Annotated in this window: 21 protein-coding genes; 4 read left to right on the forward strand and 17 right to left on the reverse strand. The window is 45.1% G+C overall.

Translation table 11 applies throughout. The annotated features are described in order from the left end of the window. Positions 1–338: 338 nt before the first annotated feature. Complete coding sequence (locus ABV298_RS31740; RefSeq protein ID WP_353720116.1) at positions 339–1,178, forward strand: DUF6625 family protein; 840 nt, start codon at positions 339–341, stop codon at positions 1,176–1,178. 3 nt (positions 1,179–1,181) lie between these two features. Here ABV298_RS31740 and ABV298_RS31745 read toward each other — a convergent pair whose 3' ends face one another. The 8 genes from ABV298_RS31745 to ABV298_RS31780 form a co-directional block, all read right to left on the reverse strand. Next, positions 1,182–2,393: an HlyD family efflux transporter periplasmic adaptor subunit gene (locus tag ABV298_RS31745; protein ID WP_353720117.1), complete on the reverse strand. Its 1,212-nt coding sequence runs from the start codon at positions 2,391–2,393 to the stop codon at positions 1,182–1,184. Between the two features lie 103 nt (positions 2,394–2,496). Next, a complete protein-coding gene (locus ABV298_RS31750) occupies positions 2,497–4,863 on the reverse strand; it encodes a peptidase domain-containing ABC transporter (protein WP_353723280.1) in 2,367 nt (788 codons plus the stop codon). Positions 4,864–5,252: 389 nt separating this feature from the next. Then, positions 5,253–6,863, reverse strand: coding sequence for a vitamin K epoxide reductase family protein (locus ABV298_RS31755; RefSeq protein WP_353720118.1), 1,611 nt, complete (start codon positions 6,861–6,863; stop codon positions 5,253–5,255). Between the two features lie 126 nt (positions 6,864–6,989). Beyond that, positions 6,990–7,916, reverse strand: coding sequence for a TlpA disulfide reductase family protein (locus tag ABV298_RS31760; RefSeq protein WP_353720119.1), 927 nt, complete (start codon positions 7,914–7,916; stop codon positions 6,990–6,992). A gap of 288 nt (positions 7,917–8,204) precedes the next feature. Then, complete coding sequence (locus ABV298_RS31765) at positions 8,205–8,729, reverse strand: hypothetical protein (protein WP_353720120.1); 525 nt, start codon at positions 8,727–8,729, stop codon at positions 8,205–8,207. Between the two features lie 577 nt (positions 8,730–9,306). After that, a complete protein-coding gene (locus tag ABV298_RS31770) occupies positions 9,307–9,612 on the reverse strand; it encodes a hypothetical protein (protein WP_353720121.1) in 306 nt (101 codons plus the stop codon). 10 nt (positions 9,613–9,622) lie between these two features. Further along, on the reverse strand, positions 9,623–9,898 hold the full coding sequence (locus tag ABV298_RS31775) for a hypothetical protein (RefSeq protein WP_353720122.1): 276 nt from the start codon (positions 9,896–9,898) through the stop codon (positions 9,623–9,625). Positions 9,899–10,215: 317 nt separating this feature from the next. Further along, positions 10,216–11,637 carry an alanine/glycine:cation symporter family protein gene (locus ABV298_RS31780; protein ID WP_353720123.1) on the reverse strand — a complete coding sequence of 474 codons (1,422 nt, stop codon included), beginning with the start codon at positions 11,635–11,637 and terminating at the stop codon, positions 10,216–10,218. A 177-nt stretch (positions 11,638–11,814) separates the two neighbouring features. Between ABV298_RS31780 and nhaA the strand changes: the two genes are divergently transcribed. Together nhaA and ABV298_RS31790 are read left to right on the forward strand one after the other, a co-directional pair. After that, positions 11,815–13,122, forward strand: coding sequence for a Na+/H+ antiporter NhaA (gene nhaA, locus ABV298_RS31785; RefSeq protein WP_353720124.1), 1,308 nt, complete (start codon positions 11,815–11,817; stop codon positions 13,120–13,122). A gap of 187 nt (positions 13,123–13,309) precedes the next feature. Continuing rightward, the gene (locus ABV298_RS31790; RefSeq protein ID WP_353723281.1) at positions 13,310–13,600 is read left to right on the forward strand and encodes a nuclear transport factor 2 family protein; all 291 of its coding nucleotides are present in this window, start codon (positions 13,310–13,312) and stop codon (positions 13,598–13,600) included. Positions 13,601–13,840: 240 nt separating this feature from the next. Here the strand turns inward: ABV298_RS31790 and ABV298_RS31795 are convergent, their stop codons facing one another. From ABV298_RS31795 to ABV298_RS31820, 6 genes are all read right to left on the reverse strand, one after another. Further along, the gene (locus ABV298_RS31795) at positions 13,841–14,644 is read right to left on the reverse strand and encodes a galactosyltransferase-related protein (RefSeq protein ID WP_353720125.1); all 804 of its coding nucleotides are present in this window, start codon (positions 14,642–14,644) and stop codon (positions 13,841–13,843) included. A 499-nt stretch (positions 14,645–15,143) separates the two neighbouring features. Then, entirely contained in the window at positions 15,144–16,172 is a 1,029-nt protein-coding gene (locus ABV298_RS31800) for a hypothetical protein (RefSeq protein ID WP_353720126.1), read from the reverse strand. A gap of 1,087 nt (positions 16,173–17,259) precedes the next feature. After that, positions 17,260–17,469, reverse strand: a complete 210-nt coding sequence (locus ABV298_RS31805; RefSeq protein ID WP_353720127.1) for a hypothetical protein — start codon at positions 17,467–17,469, stop codon at positions 17,260–17,262. Next, positions 17,466–17,786 carry a helix-turn-helix domain-containing protein gene (locus tag ABV298_RS31810; RefSeq protein WP_353720128.1) on the reverse strand — a complete coding sequence of 107 codons (321 nt, stop codon included), beginning with the start codon at positions 17,784–17,786 and terminating at the stop codon, positions 17,466–17,468. The genes ABV298_RS31805 and ABV298_RS31810 overlap by 4 nt, the downstream gene beginning before the upstream one ends. A 168-nt stretch (positions 17,787–17,954) precedes the next feature. Further along, positions 17,955–18,512, reverse strand: a complete 558-nt coding sequence (locus ABV298_RS31815) for an antirestriction protein ArdA (protein WP_353720129.1) — start codon at positions 18,510–18,512, stop codon at positions 17,955–17,957. 314 nt (positions 18,513–18,826) lie between these two features. After that, entirely contained in the window at positions 18,827–20,218 is a 1,392-nt protein-coding gene (locus tag ABV298_RS31820) for a HEPN domain-containing protein (protein ID WP_353720130.1), read from the reverse strand. A gap of 138 nt (positions 20,219–20,356) precedes the next feature. On the opposite strand from ABV298_RS31820, the gene ABV298_RS31825 reads away from it, so the two are divergent. Then, positions 20,357–20,758 (forward strand): helix-turn-helix transcriptional regulator, encoded by a 402-nt coding sequence (locus tag ABV298_RS31825; RefSeq protein ID WP_353720131.1) that lies wholly within the window; start codon positions 20,357–20,359, stop codon positions 20,756–20,758. Between the two features lie 48 nt (positions 20,759–20,806). Here the strand turns inward: ABV298_RS31825 and ABV298_RS31830 are convergent, their stop codons facing one another. From ABV298_RS31830 to ABV298_RS31840, 3 genes are read right to left on the reverse strand one after another with little or no spacing between them, the layout of a single operon-like run. Then, positions 20,807–20,968 carry a hypothetical protein gene (locus ABV298_RS31830; RefSeq protein ID WP_353720132.1) on the reverse strand — a complete coding sequence of 54 codons (162 nt, stop codon included), beginning with the start codon at positions 20,966–20,968 and terminating at the stop codon, positions 20,807–20,809. After that, on the reverse strand, positions 20,965–21,267 hold the full coding sequence (locus ABV298_RS31835) for a hypothetical protein (RefSeq protein WP_353720133.1): 303 nt from the start codon (positions 21,265–21,267) through the stop codon (positions 20,965–20,967). Before ABV298_RS31835 ends, ABV298_RS31830 begins: the two co-directional genes overlap by 4 nt. Before the next feature lie 40 nt (positions 21,268–21,307). Further along, positions 21,308–22,198: a relaxase/mobilization nuclease domain-containing protein gene (locus ABV298_RS31840; protein WP_353720134.1), complete on the reverse strand. Its 891-nt coding sequence runs from the start codon at positions 22,196–22,198 to the stop codon at positions 21,308–21,310. Between the last annotated feature and the right edge of the window lie 11 nt (positions 22,199–22,209).

The raw sequence follows: 22,209 nt of genomic DNA on the forward strand, positions 1-22,209 counted from the left end.
CATCCGAGCCCCTGGTTTATTCTCTTTATGTTTGGAATAGGAATTGCGCTACTCATCATAATCAGACCGAATGACGTGGTTCCTTTTTGGTTCATACTTTTGCGGGTCTGTAGATATTAAAAACTCAATTCTTATCCAGTTTGTCCGTAATATTCAGCTTCAAAAGCTGCCGGATTTTGGTAGTTTAGTGCCGAATACAATCTTCTGGTATTGTAATGCGACACAGTATTATAAAACACGAGCAACGTATCTGATGATGCTCATATTTGCGTATATTACGATTACTTTCAACGGTCTGGATATATCCTGATAAGCGGTAGCATTCAAAAAATCAATCAATGGTTTCTGGTTTGGTGAAATGTAATACTGTGGTAATCGTTCCCTACTTTGGAGAGCTGCCCTGGTATTTTTGGTACTTTATTAAAAGTTGTGAAAATAATCCTGATTTTCACTTCTTGTTGATCGGCGACAGTTTTGACGCTGTCGATTGCCCGGCTAATGTTATGATTGTTCCAATGAATCTGAATGAGTTGGCAGAATTGATATGTACAAAACTTGGCTTTCCCGTTCAACTAAGTAAGGCTTACAAATTATGTGATTTTAAGCCTGCATATGGCCTGATCTTTTCGGATTTTATAGCGGATTATCAATTTTGGGCACAATCCGATATTGATGTGATTTTTGGAAAATTGTCATCTTTTTTAACCCCGGATTTCCTGAGCCAGTATGACTACGTAAGTGTAAGGCACGATTATACGTCCGGGTGCTTCTCAGTTTTCAGAAACCTAGATTGGGTAAACCGCCTGTTTATGCTCAGTAAGGATTATGAAATGGTTTATCAGAGCCCAGGGAATTATTGTTTTGATCAGTGTAATTATACTATGGACTATTTGACCAATGGGGGTGACCTGTTTAAAAAATTTACTGAAATTGAGAGCTTTACGCATGTAGTCCGCAAGGAGCAGGCAGGAGAGCGTATCAGAGCCCATTTCGATTTTATTCTGATCGAGGGGCTTCCGGGCAGGATCAAGTATGATAGGGGTAGACTTATCTACCAGAACCGGTTTGAAGCGATTCTTTATCACCTCTATCATTTCAAGCGGGTTTATTTTCCTGCCAGGAAACCTGCTATTATACCAAAGCGTTTTAGGATAAGTGTTAGCAGAATCTACTGCTGATCGCTATTTCCCGGATTGGAAGATCTCGATCAGGCGCCAGATCAGTTTTTTGTCGTCGGTAATTATTTCGGCCGTACCGCGAAGACCGCTTCGGTATTTAAGCTTTTTGCCATACGTGGTATTTAGTTTAGAAGGCAGATCGACAAATCCCCAGTAGATATCTTGTTTGTCGGCAGTGGCAGAGATGCTCCCCAATTTCCCTTGTAACAACCCATACTCACGATATTGAAAACCATCCAGGCGAACGAAAACGCGTTGACCTTCCTGCAACTTGCCCTGATTGAATTGTTTGATTTGAATGATCCCTTGGTAATTTTCTGTTTTTGGTTCAATATCAAACAACTGATCACCCGAAGCGACCTGCATTTGCTCTTGCAAAGGTATCTTATATGAGAGTGTCCCACTCACCGGGGCGGTTATCAGATATTTGATTTTCCATGCCCGCAGACTGGTCGTTAATGTTCTGAGTGACTTTTTGACCTTATTCTTGTAGATGAGCACAGTATTATCGAGCGAAATCATTTCGGCTTTTTTGCTGGTCTGCCTGACAGAATTTTCAATAAATGCTGATTTGGTTATTGCCAGAGGCAATTCTTTCTCAACCAATTTTGCCTTTTCTCTGCCATACTCCAATTTCGAGATGGTTTTCTGCTCAAATAATTTCTTTTGAATTTCGTGGTCGTCCCTGGCCAGATCCAACTGTCGTTCGGTAAGCTGCATCTGTTGCCGAAGGTTGTCTTCAAGGTTTGCAAGAGCATCGATATCGTTTTGCAGGAGTCGCCTCCTTTGTAAATAAAAGTTCTTACCCAGTGAGGACTGAAGCTCCTCCAGCTGGGAGAAAAAGTCTTGGAACGGGGTCTCCAATTCACCGAGTTGGCTAAATTGGTGCAAATCAAGCTTATCAAGTTCATCCCACTTGTCGTGATGGACCCATTGCTCGGCCTGAGCGGTGAAGGTTTCAAGTGCAAGCACTTGTTTGTAGTCCGCCGGACTCTCCAACATAGCAACGATTCCGCCTTTTGCGACGACATCTCCGTTTAAATTGTTGATTTTGATAAGTTTTCCATTAACCGTCGCTACCATGCTTCTGGGAGGATCTTTCGTAGTCAAAATAAAGCTTGCTGTCACTACATCCGGATATTGAATCCAGCATGTGAGTGCAATGCAACAGGTGAAAAAAATAGGAAAAGAGCCGATCCATAGCTGATAAGCCAACCCGGAGGCCTGGATATAATCTGCTGGACTTCCTCGCAGTGGTCTTCGAAAACACTGTCGTTCATTTTTTTACGGTTTGCTCATTAGAAATATCTCTCCATTATCAGTTATTTGGCAGGTCAAGCTGTGCGCTGACCAAAGCATGGTATTTTCCCCTTTTTTTTATCAATTCGTCGTGCTTGCCGATTTCCTGAATTTTTCCCCTCTCAATAACAACGATTTGATCGGCATGCCTGACCGTGCTAAGGCGATGGGCAACAATGACAACGGTTCTGCTTTCGAAAAATTTATTCAGATTTCTCACAATGGTAGCCTCGTTTGTTGCATCGAGCGCGTTGGTCGCTTCGTCAAAGAGAATTATTCGAGGATCCTTGTAGACCGCTCTTGCGATCAGGATCCGTTGTTTTTGCCCCTGGCTGAGTGGGTTACCTTCTGCGCCGATCTTGGTTTGATAACCCAGCGGCAGAGCTTCGATGAAGTCATGAATGTTTGCCGTGTATGCAGCCTGATATAATTTCTGTGGGTTAATTCGCTGTTCGCCGACAGCAATATTTCGCGCGATCGTGTCCGAGAAAATAAAGCCGTCCTGCATAACCACACCACATTGTCCACGCCATTCGCTGTGAGATATAGCTGCAAAACTCAATCCTTCGCCCGGTGCATCTTCTTTATTTGTGTCTTGCGCGGGAGGACAAAGTCTGATGCTGCCCGACTTGGGTTGATAAAATTTAAGCAGCAGCTTTAGAAGCGTTGTTTTCCCGCTTCCGCTGGCTCCGACAAGTGCGGTGATTTTGCCATGTGGAATTTTCAGGTCGATGTTATTGAGAACAGGATCTGAATCCTGACCTGGATAGGAGAATGTCAATCCATCGAAACAGATATCGAACCGGGAACCCCAAACTCGTCGCAGCTCAGCATCGTGCGGTTCTTCATCGCTCAGGTGCTGAACTTCGTTGAGCCTTTCCATGCTCATCCGGGCATCCTGCCAGCCCTGCAGGAATGAAACAAGCTGTTCTATAGGGGCATTGAATTGACCCATGATGTATTGTACTGAAACCATCTGACCAACCGTGAGCGTGCCGTCGATGACAGAAGAAACCGTAAGGTAGGTTACCAGAATATTCTTGCTGTTATTGATAAACAGCGCGCCGGCTTGTTGAAACTGGGCGACTGAAAGGCTCCTTACACCCCAATGAAACAGTTGGGCCTGGGTCCTTTCCCAAGCCCAACGTTTAACCCGTTCGGCGCGAGCGAGTTTAATGTCCTGCATCCCTTGTATCAACTGAATAACTTCGCTTTGGTTTTGTGACTGTATTTCAAAGCGTTTCATGTCGATGCTGCGTCTTCTGCGAAAGAAGAATATGACCCAGAGGCAATATGCAACAGAAAAAAGAGCGGTGAGCGTGAACACCTGAATTTGATAATAGGCCAAAAGCGCCCCGAAAATTGCCAGGTTCGCCATAGATAATGCACTGCTGATAGCCTGCCCGGTAAGAAACGACTCAATTCGCTGATGGTCCCCGATTCGCTGCATGATGTCACCAAACATCTTTGTATCAAAGAAGGAAATGGGCAGCTTCATGAGCTTTGCCAAAAAGTCTGATAAGATCGTCAGGTTAATCCGGGAACTGATATGTAGAAGAATCCAGCTTCTGAGGAAATCAACGGATGTGATACTGGTGAGCAAAATTGCCTGTGCTACCAATACAAGGTTGACAAAAGATAAGTCTTGAGTACCAATTCCGATGTCTACTACTGCCTGCGCCAAGAGCGGCAGCAGGATCGAAAGAAAGCTTCCGATAAACATTGTCAGAACCAGCTGTGCGATTAATTTTCTATATTTTCCCAAGTAGGAAATGAGCCGCGCGGTATTGGTGCCATGGGGTGTTTCCCCGCTGAGCGTCGGGAAATTTTCATCGGGCTCTAAAAGAAGGGAAATACCGTCACGGCCAGTTGCGCTCCTTGCTGATAGCCACTTTTGTTCGAATTCTTCGGATGAGTATGAGACCAGACCCATTGCCGGGTCAGAGATAAAAAAACGGTACTGCCTTCGGGTGTTTGTATTTGGTAAATGAGGGTGCTGCTCATGCCGCCGGGCGTCTGTTGCGTGTGAGACGCCACTTTTTCTGCCTCCCCGGATATTTCTCAAAAGATCGCGGCCTAGCCAGGGCCAATCGCCATTGATTTTGTACAAGACTACGTAATGATTTTGCTCCCAATGCAGTATGCAGGGGAGCTGAGCCTGTTCAATGAGCTGAAACAGGTTTAATCTGACTCCGGCCGTGCGAAACCCAATCTGTTCGGCTGTGTCGGCTAAACTCATCATCGATACCCCCGTCTTGCCGATGTCAGTTTTGTCACGGATTGTTTGTGCGGAATAGTGGCGGCCATAATACTTAGCCACAATGCGCAGACAGGTCGGACCGCAGTCCATTTGGTCTAGCTGGAAGTAATGGGGGAAGTTTCGCATTGCGTTGCTCTGCCTGTCATGAAGACCAATTAAGAATTGGCGATTTCGAAAAAACTTGCAACCGGATCCATGTTCCGGCTGCAAGGGGCCGACCGTTATGACGATCTGTATTGACGGTAATTATCCTCCGCAGCTACCTATGCCGATACCTACGGCATTGCAGCGGCATCCGCCTCCTACTGGCGTATAGCATTCACCGGTATTTGTTCCGATAGTGCAGCTTCCCGAGCAGCTTCCTTCAGAGTCGCCGGCCATAATTTTTTTCATTTCGTTTCTGCTCAGACGCTTGACGTTCTCCAGACTAAGTTTTTTCATTTGGTTGAAATATTGAGTTGTTTGCCTACTCTGTTACAGGTTTTTGGGCAACCACCTTTCCTTGCAAGAAAATCTTATAGGATATGTTCAATTTCTTCGACTTTGTAGTTTTCTGGAAGACGGTAGCCATTTATGAAAATTGTCGGTGTATGCGTGACGTTTGCAAGTATGCACCACGTACTCATCGAGTCAATCTCGGTGTCGGCAGTGGCCAAATCACCCTTGACGGGGAATTTCGCTGAAAGTCCCTCAAAGCTCTTTTCTTCTGTGCTGTACCAATAGTGAAGTGCATGGTTCATAGCCGAAGTACCCAGAGCGTTCCTTATCAGAATAAAATATTTCACTACCCGGGCTCCCATGCTCGTTGCGGTGTTCTGGGATATATAAATGATCTTCATTTTAACATTTTGGTTTCGCTCGATTATTTTCTCGAGCACCGAATGGGATTTGCTACAGGGGCTGCAATAGGGGTTACAGATTTTGATGATTGTATTGGTGGCCGAAGGATTACCCACATCAATTCCAATGTTTTCCCAGCCAGCAGGGACGGTATCCTGATTGTGCAGCAAGGCGTCAAAGACCTCGGGATTATATTGCAAGCGCCGGTAAGCCGAACGGAAAAGGCGATGTTCGTGCACTTTCTCGGACAGGGGCTTGAACAGAATTAGCATTGCGGCCGGAAGCAGAAAACAGGCCGTTGCTATTATATATTCAACCGGATCTTCCGGCAAGGCAAAATAAACGTAATCTAATGCAGACAGCCAGTAGGCCAGTTCGCAAAAAAGCGCTCCTTGAATCGCAAGGCATAATACGCACCATTGTTTGACAACTCTCCATTGGTAAAGCAGGCTGAAAGGGATGTAAAGCGCGGCCAGCACGGAGAATAGGCTTGCAAAAGAGAACCTGGTTGATGGTGCGATATTGTCGTTGCACAATATCAGTGCAGTCGCAGCAAAGTAGATGGAGCCAACTTCGGCCCAGGAAATACCCAGAATGTTGGAGCCTTTGCTGCTTAGGACTGCGTCGCAGTTAGTTTTTCCATTCAAAGCGCATATGTTTTTAACAAAGCTGTTATTCCTGTCGACCTCAAAGGCCAATAGCAGAACAGATACAGAAAGGCCGAATGCCTTTACAAACAGGGGAAACCAGCTTTCAGAGAATAGCCTTGACAATTTGCCAATGTCTACCCATGCAGCCAGCGAACCGACTAGCATTAGCACACAAAGCGTCTTTAGAAGCAATGAGTTGCGTTCACTCGTGCGTTTTTCTTTGAACGAGACGTCTCCTCCTTTTTCGGGATCAAATATTTTCCAGACAACGTCGCGGTATCTGGTTACGAACTCTTCATAGGGCAGATAGGCTGGTTTGCGTCCTTTGTGATAAAAGCCAACTTTGCTTTCGGTTATCGATTCGACGACTACAAAATCCAGTCCGATCTCACTTGTTTTGAAATACGCTATAAATGGCGTTTGCCCGGCCAGCTCCATGAAGTTGCTTTTGGGGATTTTGATAGCGGCATTCTCGACGCGGAATTTGTGGAAAACGTCACTTAATGACAGTAGACTTGGGAAAGTCGGGTTTTCTTCAAGCGCATTAGCCAGCGTATTTCGGGAGATTTTGACATTCATCAGCCTTGCGTACGTAAAAGCGACTGACTTTAGCTCGGTATTAAAGGTGTAAGCCATTGTATACCAGGTTTCTGAGTGAGGATCATTGAACTGTGCTTTGCCTTCGGTGATTTGCTCTCCATAGGTCTCCCGGTTCAGCTTTTTTGAGCTATTTACTTGTTGACCGGTTTGTCAGAAGAGATACTATTTTACAGCGCCAAAGTTCTCTGCAAGGGTTCTTTCCAGAAGACGAAGGTTGGGGTCGGCCTGATCGGCCCGGGAATAAGAAATAGTTCCTTTTTTGTCCACGAGGTATACCTGTGGAATTGCAAGCACACCGTATTTTTTCAGTACTTCTATGTCATTGTATATATGTAAGCCCGGCAGATCGTACTTTTGCAGAGCAGCGCGATACTTCTTGGGGTCCGCGTCCAATGAGACAAATATAAACTCCAGCGAATCGGCAGGATAGCTGCTGCGTAGTTCCTTTATTTTCGGAAATTCCTCAATACACGGCGCACACCACGTTGCCCAGAAGGTAATGAGCACATTTTTCCCCTTGAAATTTTTGAGATCAATGGTTTGATTGTGGATATCAGTAGCGACAAACTCGACGGCCTTTTTGCCTTTTGTCAGTGAGCGACCGGTTAATCTGAGCTGGATTTCTTTTCCTTCCTTGCTGGATTTGCGCTGCTGGTCAAACTTTTGATCAAAAACCGCATTCAGATCACCGATATCATGATCAAGATAAACCAGCTCTCTTCGGAACAGCCAGAAAGCATAGTAGGATTCGGGTTTGTTTCTGACGTAATCCACTTTCTTGGCGGCTAATTTCCGGTTAAGGCTTTCGAAAACAGCGATCAGGGAATCTTGTCGGAACCACGATTTGTTGTTGGCCTTGAATGAGTCTATTGCGGCTGTTTCAGCGGCCGTAAATTTGTTGATTGCCACCGCATCCGCCGACTTGTCGACATCAATGGTATTTTTTAGCATGCCTGCTTTGATGCTGGAGCCGTCCTTTTCAAATTTAATGACCGCGGGCTTTTGGTTTACCCAAAACCGGAAAGAACTTCCCTGATAGCCTACCATTATGGTGGTGAATTTGGCAACCGAGCTTCCGGATAAGTGCAATATGTTTGATTGAAGGGTGTCTTTTACCGGTATGTTGTCGTTGGTGCCATCATCGACAAAGACTTTAAGCTGCTTTGTCTTTAGTGAATCAGGAAACTGCAAATCTACCGAATACTGATGTTGGCCGGCTGCCACCGAGCATATTAGCACGGCCGAAAGAAATCCGTTGAGAAATGAGCGAAGCGCTATCATGGGAAATATTTTGGAATAAGCTACAAATAGATTTATTGTGACGTGTATGTATATACGTAAATAAATTTCTGTAAAAACAAAGGGGGGGGGGGATTTCTACAGGACCGGAGATTCATGGCTGGGCTGAAATCTGATCACCGGAGCCTTAAGCTCTATTTTTTGGGCACTGTCCTTTTTCTGGCCATTCGAAAAGGTGTTGAAACTGCCGCCACCCATATTTGCCGGCGTTACAGTCTGAATTGTAGACTGTGTCCGGTAGTTCAGAAATTTACTACTCTGTTCAGAGGCCCTGACAGAATTGTTGGACTGTTTCAATACAGGTTTGACAATTGACCGGGATGGCAAAATCTGAGACTGATCCAATTGCGTGGGTTTGGCTGTTTCATGCATCCGGCTGCTATCGCGGGACGGCTTACCTGGTGCCGGTAAATTATTGGTATCTTTCGAATATCCCTGACTTTTTGCCGGTCCCAAGTTCGGGATATTACAGTCGCACGTCATGGCTGGTTCTGCGGCATTGATTTCTTGCGGGTAGATCGATGCCGTCGAAATAACCAAAACAAGTAAGACACTCAGATGTTGTCGCATATTTGTTTTGGTCAAACCTTGATCATCAGGCATTCTAACATGCATCATTAAAGACCGGTACTGGGCCCACAACGCTTGGTCGGTAACAGAACCGACGCAAATGCGATAGCATTTGAAGAAACAAATCATAAATACACAAATGAAAATACCGTCAACTATCTGCTTCTTGCGGCAAAGTAGAGCCCACTTATTTAGCGAGCAAATAGAAATGGAAAACATCTGCCTGAACGTGGCAGATAAGGTATTAGCAGACCTGTGCGGCTTGGTCGTCTGTTGATAAAAATAGGTTACAAAAATTTTGCATCAAAGATAATTTGCAAAAATTTTCATCGCTCTTCTGTAAATTTAATTTATCCTTGGATTATTTATGAAAGTCTTGGTCTCAGTCTCCATAAATCCTTCTTATTGTTGCTTTACGTACTTGGCAACTTCTTCAAGATCTGCTTAATTAGCTTTGGCTGTGCATTATCGCCGCCAATTAGGACTGTAATGTTGAATTTAGTATTGTTTGTTAACATGTTAGAGTGACGTGGTTTCCTCCTCAAACCAAACCGGTTCAATGGTAATTCCCCGTCCATACTGGTTAAATTTCAAATCCAGTCATCGTATACTACCTACGCATGTTCTTGCTTTGCGCTACCAGGTACGAAACCAGTATGACCATATTGACCGGGATATAGCAAGCTACAATCACCATGATCGTCTGATTTGGCAGATTTTCGACAGCATATCCAAAAGCAATGAAGCATATCCCTAACAGGCCTAAATACCCCCCACCAAGTCTGGCTGCTTTCTCTTTGTCAATGATTTCACCTCCCTTAGGGACATTGCTCAACCAACCAACTAGTCCGAAACGCCAGATAGCTATACCCAGCAAAATTACCAAAATACCTACCGATGCCAATACCCAATTCATACGCTTTAATTTAGCGACCAACAAATAAACAAACCCCTAGCCAGATAAATCCGATCCCCCAGACCAAAGCGGTCTTTCTGCGTCTCGGCCAATTCCGTATGGAAAAATATAGTGCAGCTTCTACAGCAAAAGCTAGCACTCCAGACAATACAAAGTATCGGAACGGTAGCCTTTCAACCGCCACGATTTTCTCGGCTACTGTATAAAACATCGAATACAAAAAACTTCCAATAACCATAAAGCGCCACCAATCCCGTGACAACTCTTCTTTTTGGGTCTGATCCATGTTCTATAAATTGTTAATGCCTAAAATACAGCCAAGTCCAAAGTACGCCGCTCAAAAACGCCAGCCCGCCCGTAAAGATTTTGTTTTTGGCTGGTCTGGGAATCTCGCGCAATGGTTTGGCGACTCTGCACGCATGCGAGGCCTGGACCAAATACGGCCACAAATGTGCGAGTAGAAGACAAGAGTAGACAAGGACTATCAGACCGTAGATCGTTCTATCACTTAACATAAGCGAGCGGTTTTGATCTTGATGATATATCAAGATAGATATTTATATTTAAATTTTCTCATTTACATTACATCCGCAGCGCCCCTTCTCAATCCCACTCCCGGGTATTTCTAATGCCAAGTTCCGAAGGCTTAAACACAGGATCTTGGCCCCCGTCTTTTTGCCTTTGATAATCATTTAATGCCGCCAAAGCCGGTTTGCGCAGGAGCAGAATGGCGATGATGTTCAGCCAGGCCATAAGCCCCACGCCAATGTCACCCACCGTCCAGGCCAATTCTGCGGTTTTGACCGAGCCGTAAAATGTAGCGGCCATAATCAGGATGCGAAGTCCCCATAGGTATGCTTTGCTGCTTCTTCCCCTAAGCAGGTAACTTAGGTTGGTCTCGGCAATGTAGTAATAGGCCATGACGGTGGTAAATGCAAAAAACAACAACGCTACGGCTACAAAACCACTGCCCAATGCAGGAAAATGCACATTAATAGCACTCTGGGTAAATGCTGCGCCCATAGCCGCGCCGGGAATGTTCTCGACCAGAAAGCCGCCGTTGGGATTGGCAACGTTGTACTGGCCGGTAAAAAGAATCATCAGCGCGGTGGCGGTGCAAACAAAAAGCGTATCGACATATACCGAAAAGGCCTGTACCAAACCTTGTTTGGCCGGATGGCTTGTTTCGGCCGCAGCTGCCGCATGGGGAGCGGTCCCCTGTCCGGCCTCATTGGAATAAACTCCCCTTTTGACGCCCCACAAAACCGCCATTCCGAAAATCCCGCCAAAAGCAGGTTCCAGGTCAAACGCCGAACGGAATATTAACGCAAATACGGAAGGCACTTCGCGGATATTTAGCCCGATAACAATCAGCGCCATCAGAATGTAGGCTCCTGCCATAAATGGTACTACGAATTCAGCGACTTTGCCAATGCGCTTCACGCCGCCGAAGATGATTAGTCCCAGCAAAATAGTCACCGCCCCGCCGGTCATTTCGACTGGGATAGCGAATGCGCTGAGCGCGCTGGTGGCGATACTGTTACTCTGCACGCCCGGCAAGAAAAGGGCACAGCTTAGAATCGTAGCGAATGCAAAAAGGTTGGCATACCATTTGATACCGAGCCCTTTTTCAATATAATAAGCCGGGCCGCCACGGTACTGACCATCCTGCACGGTTTTATAAATTTGCCCCAACGTAGCTTCCACATAAGCCGACGCCGCCCCCAAAAACGCAATGGCCCACATCCAGAATACCGCGCCAGGCCCGCCCATGGCAATTGCCGTGGCTACACCGGCGATATTGCCTGTGCCTACCCTGCCGGAAATGGCGATGGCAAATGCCTGAAAAGAAGAAACGCCAACATCGGAGGATTTACCACCGAAAAGCAGTGCAACCATATCCTTGATGTACCTGACCTGCAAAAAACGGGTAACTATTGAAAAGTAAATTCCTGTCGCAAGGCAAAGGGCTATAAGTGCATTACTCCATATCAAACTATTGATAAAATTGACAACTTCCTCCATTAAATTGGGATATATTAAGATTTTAGAAATATTATTGGGCAAGTACCAAAGAAAGCAAAATCCTGCCGATAAGATGCCATTAGGTTGTAACTTAAATTCCAAATTCAGATATCGGCACGATTTACGTGCCTGCTTGTTTTTTGCGGCCTATATTTGTCTGGAAGCAACTCAATAAAAATGGCAAGAACTCCTATCGACCGCGTCATGAAACCGGTTAGCAAGTTCATTCACGAAGAATACACTAGCGGCATCATACTTTTTCTCTGCGTTATCGCGGCATTGATTTGGGTAAATTCCCCCACTGGCGAATCCTACCACCATGTATGGGAAACCAGCCTTTCGATAGGCTTTGCCGGGAATACTTTCGACCATCCCTTACACGTATGGATCAACGACGGGCTTATGGCCATTTTCTTTTTCGTGATTGGGCTCGAACTGAAACGAGAATTTATGGCAGGCGAGCTATCCAGCATCAAAAAAGCTGCCCTGCCGATGGTTGCGGCATTAGGCGGAATGCTGGTGCCTGCCGGTATCTATTTTGCTCTTAATCTAGGGCTTGAATCGGTTGGCGGCTGGGGAATTCCAATGGCTACCGACATTGCCTTCGCACTGGGGTTGCTCTCCTTGTCGGGCAAAAACATCCCGACCTCTGTTAAAGTATTTCTTTCTGCCCTGGCTGTAGCCGACGATTTAGGTGCGGTGCTCGTCATTGCTTTTTTTTATACGGCTCATATCGATTTCACTTATCTACTCTTTGGTTTTGGTTTGCTTGCGGTACTGCTGGCGGGAAATCTACTCGGTATACGGCACAGCCTGTATTACCTGCTAATAGGCATTGCTGTCTGGGCTTGCTTTCTTTTTTCAGGCGTCCACGCCACCATTGCAGGCGTACTGGTTGCCTTTACCATCCCGGCACGGACTAAAATCGACGAGCAGGAGTATGTAAAGCAAATTCGCTCACACGCTCATCAGTTCGAAATTGCCATTCCATTACATGGTCCGTTGATGACAGCGAACCAACACCACATCATCGAAGAAATCAAAAGCATCAGCCTGGATGCCCAAACTCCCCTGCAAAAGATCGAACATAGCCTGCATCCCTGGGTCGCGTTTCTGATCATGCCGCTTTTTGCCTTGGCCAATTCAGGTATGCACATCGGAAGTGACTTTTTTACTGCACTTGTCAATCCTGTCAGTTTTGGGGTGATGACCGGTCTGGTGGTCGGTAAGCTGGCAGGCGTTTTCGGGTTTACATGGATGATGGTCAAACTAGGGATCGCCGATCTTCCACGGCTGGTCAACTGGAAGCACATTTTCGGCGTCGCGCTTCTGGCCGGGGTTGGATTTACCATGTCGCTTTTTGTGACAAACCTGGCGTTTGGCGATCCAGTCCACATTGATGCAGCTAAATACGGGATTTTGCTAGCCTCGGTTCTCTCGGGAACAGCGGGCATAATATACCTTCGATCGATTTCCAGAACATAAGAAGACGGCGAGATTTACCTTGAATTACTACTTTCCACAAAAACCAGAAACCTCACGAAACTCATCTGTTTTTTTACTTTTGCTCCTTGCATTTATCAGAGTTCACACGCGCAAAAAGCGACGAAGAAGAAATCCGGCGATTTGAGTCGAGTGGACTAAGCTACTGAACTGAGACGACACTACTGCTCTGTTACATGTTCGGACAAAGGACTATATTGTTAACAATCCCAATGGGAAGATTTCGGGAGTTGCTGATATTATAGCTCCAATCAGAAATGCACAGAAATTTCCTGAAGTTGAAAGAACCAATGAGAAAAGTACTTTCAATCATAATTTGGCGATCGTGGTGGGAAGTCAGATGGCAGCTGGTTCAACTCAGCAAGATAGAGTTAAACGAAGATTGACAAATGTGTGGATTCGCAGGAAGCAGGGTGGCAACTGGCTACCAGACAATCAACAAATACAATGGTTGCGCTGACTTTGTCCCAGCTATTGTCATCTTCCAGTAAAGTGAAAGTGGCAGCGAGAGTGACCACCGCCGGCTGGCCCGCCGATTCCAATTTAGCCTCATCATGTCATTTCGGCCACAATTGACCACTCTATTTTCTTTTCATCAACAAGTTACACCAGATTACCCGAATCGTAACAGGTTGTCAATCTGCCGCGGAATGAAGTGGCCAGTGCTCTCGCATCCCCAGCCCTTGACTAATGTGTTCTATTAGCGTGAAGTGCGTTTTGCATTCCATGTACGAATCTCATCAACCAATGAGGCTTTGGACATTGCGGAAATACGATTCAATTCACCTTTTAGTTCTATACGTTTTTCAGCCGACTCAAAGGTACTATTCTCGCCCCGAGGGTGGAAAAGGTGAAACATGTAACCCTTGACCCTTCCTACCCGCATCTCAAGCCCCTGCCAACGTCTCAATCTTTCTGCATCTTCCGGGCCCCAGCCAGTAAAATTTTCATTTTCCATTCCGGCTTCCACGTATGCCTCTTTTTTTGCAACGAAGCCTCCACCGCATGCAAGTTTTGTGTATGGGGCTACCATCCGGTCTGCATTTTCTTCAAGCGGTTTGAGATCGTGATTCGATAAGAAAATTCTTCTGAACGTCACACCCGTTTCCATATACCTGCCGTCATACGGATAAATGAAATCATACGCCCCGGCACGAAGACTCTCGACCGCTGACAACAGTTGATGATGATAGACGACAACATCTGCGTCCCAAATAGCAATGTAGGGCGTTGTCGTTTGCAGGGTCAGGAAATTGAGATATTTTGTCCTGTGAAATGTTCTATTGTTGTCTTTTTCAAAAATGACTTCAACTTCCGTTGGTAATATTTCTCTTAGCAGTCCATTGTTTTCGCTATCGGCCTCCATAACAATGATATTCGTATCAAAATATCCCAATAAATAAGTCGTTACACATTTGAGATTTTCTAATCGTTCAAGCGAATCGACCCTGACGGGAATTATAAATGTTACATCTTTTAAATTAGTCTTGGTATTCGTGGACATTTTCTATATGATATTTAGGTCGACTATGGATTAACTCTTAGATCGCTGTATTAATGTGACTAAATAAAAAGAAACGAAAAGAAATGCTATTCCGGATATTAGCGTTCGATTACTTTTAGCGATAAGCTGATTTTTGGTATCTAAGTCCATACTTTTCCCCAGGTTCTCTTTTTCGATTAATGGACTCACCAAGTTACTGTATATCAAAAAGTATAGCCCAAATATCAGAAAAGCTGCGCTGACAACCGAAAGATTGAATCTCCCTGAAATTCTCACATATACCGATAACAAGATGATTTCCAATGAAAAATAATAAAGGAACAATGTTGCCATCATCCTGAACCCAACAGCATTCTTTGCTGCCTGTATTGATTCATGTTTTAATGAATGGAAGTAAATGCCTGCATATAAGTCATTTACAAAATTCTTTAAAATTCCCATTTTATAGCTGTTACATAAAACTTTGTTCCGTGTGAGACACACGGAACAAAGATACTCCTTATGGATTTGTTGGTGTCAGTGATGTCGCATAAAAACCTACTGCGGCTGATGCGACACCTGCAGTCAAGGCCAGCCATCCGATGGGTGTTGCCGTTGCCACGACGCCAAGGCCAATAGCCGCAATGTTGTAATAGTCAGCTTCGACAATCTGGCCGTCTGAAATTGCAATAACAACTTGGACGGTACCTACAAGTACCCCTGCAACACCAAGTGCCCTGGCCGTCGTTGACAATGCATTTGATGTCTTCAAGACTGTAGCATTTTCCATGCCCAATGTTTTCACAAACACGTCTGCATAAGTAGCAGACAAGCCGAATGTGGTCACCGAAACGTTCAAGACATTAAGCGTGGTATTCAGGCGCTCCATAAATATCTGGTAATCAGGAGTCGAGTGCTGTGCAACTTTAACGTAGTTGTGATTAATAAATGGCGAATAGACGCTGTTTGTGGGGGGAGTGGGGGCTCCCGTGCCGCCACCACCGCCCCCGCCGCCGGTGTACGGGTATCCGTCGCCAGAACCGTTAACACCTGTGTTACAAATCGGATAAGGTACCCGGTGCAAATGGTAAGTAACATCCCAGCAATTAGGGCCACAGCTTTGACCAGTTACCGTCTGGTATGAGAAGTATACGTTCTGACAAGTTATTTTTAAGCCGCTACTCTGCTCTCTATCATAGTAGGTATCAATATGACCATCTAAGTAACGCCATACTCGGGCCGGCTCCTCATTCCAGTCAGTATGGATTATCATTCCGGTAAAATGTGCACTATCGATGACAGTTCCAGGCTTATGTTTAAAGGGGTCATAGGCGACTTGGATAAGGTGCCCTTGGGTCTCGTTTTTCTTGTTTTTAAAGACAATAAATCCCTCAGCGATGCTCCACTTCAGGTATGCGGCCAATTTCGGGATATATTCTTGACCATCCTGCCATGTTATTAGAGTGGGAAGCTGATTTGAAGAAGTATAAAACACAGGAACCCAAACGACATCAGTTTTGTCTTTCTTGACTTTTACCCCGTCCTCCATCTTAGCCCACGACTAATTGAAGGGCTTTCACTGCGCTTGTTAGCACTTTTCTGTTGCGGTAGGTAAGTGTTTTCAAACCAGGATTTAGACTCATCCAGTGAAATTTCCGGCAACTCTTCGCCAATGGATGGAAAGTCAATATTGTCGTCGCACCCCAGTACAAACGCGGTGCCGGTCAAAGCGAGTATGTTTTTTACGAATTCCTGTCTATTCATCGTTAAGAATAAAAATGATTAAATAATTGATTCTCTTACTTTCGGCTGACGATTTTACTTCATGTTTGATTGTGTTTGATGTTGACGATAGTTTTTTGGCGCCTAGATAACACACCTTAAACATGTTTATCGGGCGATGAGCAAATGTATAATTATGGTTATTTCAATGGAATAATTAAAATTGAAAATATTCATAATTTTCGACCAATGAATGATTTTTATCGACTAGTGACGGCATTTTATATGACAAATGAGAGTTTTGTACCTGCTAAAAAAGAAACTAATTTGGTTATGATTTCCGAATCTATATTTAAGAATTTATTTTGTCAAATTTTGAACATATTTTGATTTGTTTATCAAAACGCTTCAAGTTTAATATTTGATTGAACCCAAAAATGTTCTCGGGACATAGGAGACAAACTTGTCGGTGGAGCTTTCCAACGCCATCCTGAATTTCAATTTGTACATACGTTTTCCGTTTGGATACCTTTCGTTGAAACAAATGAATCTAAGTACTAATCCATTTTACCTAATTCTTTCACCCCTTGATAATAAGTTAAGGTATCAACAAGTAAATGCGATTTTTCTGCCTTGCGCGGTGAAACTCATTTAAATGGCATGAGGTTGTTCCAGCGTTGCTACCTGGCTTTGACCCAGCTAAACAACCAGGCAGAAATGCGTTTAGCGCAGCCGAATGGAGCGAGGCTGGCGCGAGACATTGGATAGCCGGGAATACCATCTTAATATAGTCGCCATGCACGAAGAAGGGAGCTGCCTAGAAGATTACTGCCTCGCAATGAAGTCGTTCTGTTTAAAAGGAGTGAGATACAGATAGAGCGCCCAAGGGAAATAACACAGCTTGCAAATTTAACTTAGCGATACCAGATCCAGGACCAGGCGATTTGTTTCCAATCTCGAACGATCAAACCATTCCTTGCCTTCCACAGCGTCGCACTGTAGTTATTGAAAAATTCAGTTGCTTCTTCAATCGTTGATCCTTGTTGCAAAAAATAAACCCTGACGTGAATTTCGTCAGGGGGACACTGGCTTCCAAAGCCCAATAAAGATAGTTTCTTCTTCATTTGACCGCAGGAGTTTTGAACTTCGCGAACATTTTCTCGATGTCTGCCCGATCATAATAAATGACACCGCCGATACGCATAAAGCTGAGCTGCCGGCTCGCTCGCATGGCATGCAGCTTGCCGGGCGATACATCCAGCAACTTCCTAACTTCACGAGATTTGAGCCATTGTTTGGAATGCTGAGTGTCTCCGCCTGAAAGTAGTCTTCTCATTTCCGATAGCATTTGCTCCTTGAATTTTTCCAGATCCGCCAAAGTGACTAATTGATACGTGTATAACGCTGAACTCTCCTCAGTTTGTTTGCCCTTCTTTTCCATCGCTCATTATTTTACGTTACCAATCCAAAACATCGATTATGACATGCAGTTGATGTTTTTGACCGGAAAATAATGAGCAGCATTTGATACTTTTTTCCTCTTTTTCCCAGCGGAACAAAAAGAATGAAAGGCAGTTGGATGCCAGAGACATCGAACTGCCTTTTGAGTTTAATAATCCGCGAATACATGGCCTTCGTAGGCACTGTAGCCATCTAAAAATAAATCCTTCGCGAAAGCTTCGTAATCGAAATAACGTTCGAGAGCCTGTGGAACACCTGACAACAAGCCGGTCTCCTCGACGTATTGGTAAGCATACTCAAGCTCTGGATCTTTCATCGATCCACCAAAGAATCCACGGTAGCTTTCCCGGAAAACTTCAAGTTGGTCTTCCAGCTCGTACCCGTTAGATGGCCAATAGTTGATTTGCTTACAATAAATCTCGAATGCTTCGGCAGTCTCATCGTCCATTTCACCGGTGGCCTCAAAGTAGGCGAAAGCTTCTTTTTGAAGGCTACATTCTGATATCAAAAAATCCGGGATGTTTTCCCAGTCTTGGAACATTAGTTCGGGATCGAACTCATTCCGATGAAACTCGAGGCAATCTTGCAGAAATTCTTTAATGTCTGCATAATCTGTAAGATCAAACCATTTACCGAACAGCGACCCGCTGTTGTACTGACCATAGGTTCCTACATAGATTCTTGGAGCATTTTCGAGATTTTTCATGATTGAAAGGCATTTAAGTAGCTAAGGCCCCGGCTTTGTGCTCAGGGCAATCGCTGCCTTCCACTCAATGAAAAAATGACGGGGCTCGTCCCCTTGGTTGCAAGCCCATCCGGCGGTTTAAGGCGCGGCTGGCTAATGCGGGTTCAGCTAAAAAGCCGGATGACAAAGTGTAGGCTTGCAACCGTCATTTTTTGCTTTGTAATTTTCGTTTGCACTGCACGCATCTTTTAGTGATTCTTTTCAGCAATCCGAGCAACTTAAAAAAGGCATGTAGTCACCTCTCCCGCTAAATTTTAATTGCATTCATTCGCACTTCAAATACCGCTTCCAGCCGATTCAAACAAGCGTAACACCCGGGAAGAAATTGAATGAACTTCCTGTTCGCCGATCTGATAGTCCGGATTGTATCTCGCCCCCAGATATGCGTCTTCCAAAAACTGCAAAAGCTTTTCCTCATCCGGTGAACCGCCAGGAAAGATGTCATTCAGTTGAGGTGCTAATCTATGGTTAAACCTTTTAAGTGATCTGATGGAATGGGTGCGCCGTTCGCTTCCGTAGAGCGCAATTGCAGTGCTACGAAATGTCGTTTCAGCGGCTTGTTGTAGCATAAACATCGATAGCGCATACTCCCTTACTTGTTGGTAGTACGCTGCTCCCTCGAAGAACTTTCTGGCTTTGTTCATTCCGGCTACAAACGCGTGTCTTGACTTCTCGATCAGTTGCCTGAGGGTGTCGGGGAGCATTTTCGGTAATGGCGTAATACTCCGTTGGTATACCAGATTTTCGGTAGTACAGGCCAAAGAGAAATACACCTGCCCACTGGTAAGCGCCTGATGAATATCAGACAATTTGTGAACTGAGCAGCAGAGCTTTTCATCACCGGCACTGAATAGCTCAACGATGGGCTGATGATCTTTGAAGGGCTTTTGGTTATCATCGGCAAACACAATCAACAGATCCCTGTACGGCTTTTGCTCCGTTGATTCAGTGGCGGGATGCTTGACCTCAAATATCAGAAGTGGGTCGAGTGCTGCGATTAGTAATTCTATGATGGCTTTGCTCCCCGCCAGCTTCCCAAGCCGACGTTTCTGAAATGGAATCCCTTGATCGCTTCTTGAAATGAGGTAAACGGCTTCGAGAAGCGATTCCAGCAACTCGTACTGGATGATTTCAACGCATTCGCCGGTAGCTTCACAGATACTCACCTTGCTCAGTCCATAGTCCACCCAGTCTTCCAGAATCTCTTGCCACTGCTCATAGCCGTAAATATCAAAAACGCGCTTGATCGCCAGAAGGGGCTGCTCAGTCTCAGCGAGGGATAACCTACGGATCATGCCGCCATGGCGGTCGTTGAGCTCCCGGACATGCCGCATATACTGCCGATCGGCTTCAATTTGCGCATGACTGAAAGGCTGAAAATCGCTGGTATTCAGCTCGATGTCATCTTCTTCGGCAACATCTAGCAGCAACCTACAAGCTCTGATGATCTTCTTTAAATGCCTTTCCAGGCAAAGCACCGTCGACGGATCTCCTAGAAATGAAAAGGGTTTCTCCGTCGTCACTGCTTTTAGGAATTGCCACAGTTCGATACGTACGAATTCAAGATCAGTCGCGTGAAAGAATTCTGCGATCAGATCACGAGCATCGGCAAGCTTCTGCTCGCTCGAGCCCCAATTTTCGCTTGTTGTTAAATTTCCAGTCTCCATAGGCTTCTTTTTTTGACAAAAGAGAAGCTGCGACTCCGCGTACCGAACCACAACAAGTTGTATACTACCAACGGTCATTGGTAAAACACTTCCTCTTGCCTGTTGACCTTAGCGCAGATATTTCCTTTATTTGTAACCATGAGCACAGCAACAAAACCCAATCATATTGGTCATAAGATCTCACGCATCCGTGAACTGCGCGGACTGAAGCAGGAGTTCGTGGCACACGAACTGAAGGTCAGTCAGCAAACTGTTTCGAAAATCGAACAGAGTGAAACTGTTGATCAAGAATTGCTTGAACAGATCGGTAAGATCCTTGGCGTTCCTGCTGAAGGGATCAGAAATTTTAGCGAAGACGCTGTGTTTAACATCATCGGAAATACAGTTAACAACCATGATAATGGTTCACTGTTCAATTATTTCCCCACGTTTAACCCGATAGATAAGTTGGTTGAACTTTTCGAAGAAAACAAAAAGCTCTATGAGAGACTACTTGAAAGCGAGCGAGAAAAAGTTGAGTTACTTAGAAACAAGCAATAACAAAGAAGCCGCGTTGACGCGGCTTCTTTGTTTATAATGAGAATCTACCTACTGACGACGCCTTCTCCCGCGCGGCTTGCCCGTGTATTCAGGCTTTGGTACTTCCGTCTCAATAGCCAGCTCGAATCCTTTGGTAGCCTGATCGAAATCAAAAGTCGAGATTTTGAAAATCAGCTTTTGGCTTTCAAAATCAACTCCGCCTTTTTTCAATATATAATGGCCAGCGGGATAACGTGTCCCCGGCCACTTTTCTCGAATGAGAATGTCTGATCCGAAATGGCAGCCGGAACAAGGTATACGGATTTGATTTTCCGCTTTCCTTCCTGTGTCCCGATTTTAAAATTGGCCGACTCTGGATCTATTCCTAAGTCGCGAAGCGCGGCCGCCGGGAAAACAAGCTTGCCTGAGTTAGAAATGTAACCCGTCGGAAGCGGCGCTGCTTTTTGAGCGGTCTTGACCTCGGGAACGTTTTCTTCTGGGGAAAAGAATTTGATAGCTTTCAGTTTCATGGTGTTATGGGTTATTTTAGGCTAAAATAAGTCATTCTCCCTAGAAACTGGCACTTAAATGCCAAGGCCCTGCTTTTTCTGTCTTTTTTTGCACCTGCTGCAACTGCTCTTTTACCTCGATTCCGATGTTTTGAGCCAGTCGTTTTTCAATGGAGGCTAGCGAATAGCTGCGCCCTAAGTCGGAGCCCTTAATCTTGATATTTTTCCGCATATGATAGAATGCGATCCCTCTTCCAACATAAGTCTTATACCCCTGGGTTAACAATTTCGCTTTGATCTCATCGATCGATGCTGCCGTATTTAATAGCTGGTCAATAGATGACTTGAGCTTCAGATGCTGCTTGTCGGTCAGGACATTTTCAAGCCCTAGCCGCTTATTGATCCTCATTTCCGGTGCCTGGATTAATTCAAGCCGTTGCTCCATTCTTCGGCAGAATTCGCCTGTTCTGGCGTAGTTATGAAAATGCTTGGAGGTGTTTTTGCCATTGAAATTAATGCGATTGGCAACGATATGAAAGTGCAAATTGGCGCTATCCTCATGCTTGAAAACCAGCATCTGGTTCTGTTCAAACCCAAACTCCTTTGCATATTCCGTGGAGATTTCTGCGATCGTTTCGTTGCCGGGCTTCTCGCCCGGCGCGAAGCTAAATGACTGGTGCCACATGAATTTTTTTAGGTTCGTATTTTGCATATGATTACTGTTAAACTGGTTGATCAAATAGTCCAGGTCCAACTTCCCGTCTGCCTGCATTTTTATACCCAGGTTCTGGATATAAACCAATTCCCCTCGGACATCCTGCTCATCCAGGCTTTGCCGCATCCTTGTGGAGACGTGTTTGTCGTAGTAGCAATATTCAATTAACCCTTTGGCGTAGCTGCCGAGTGTCGCCTTTCCAATCATAACTGTAATACTCCCCAGAATTGAGGCCATCGGTTAAGTTT

The organism is Dyadobacter sp. 676, assembly GCF_040448675.1.
Lineage (GTDB): Bacteria > Bacteroidota > Bacteroidia > Cytophagales > Spirosomataceae > Dyadobacter.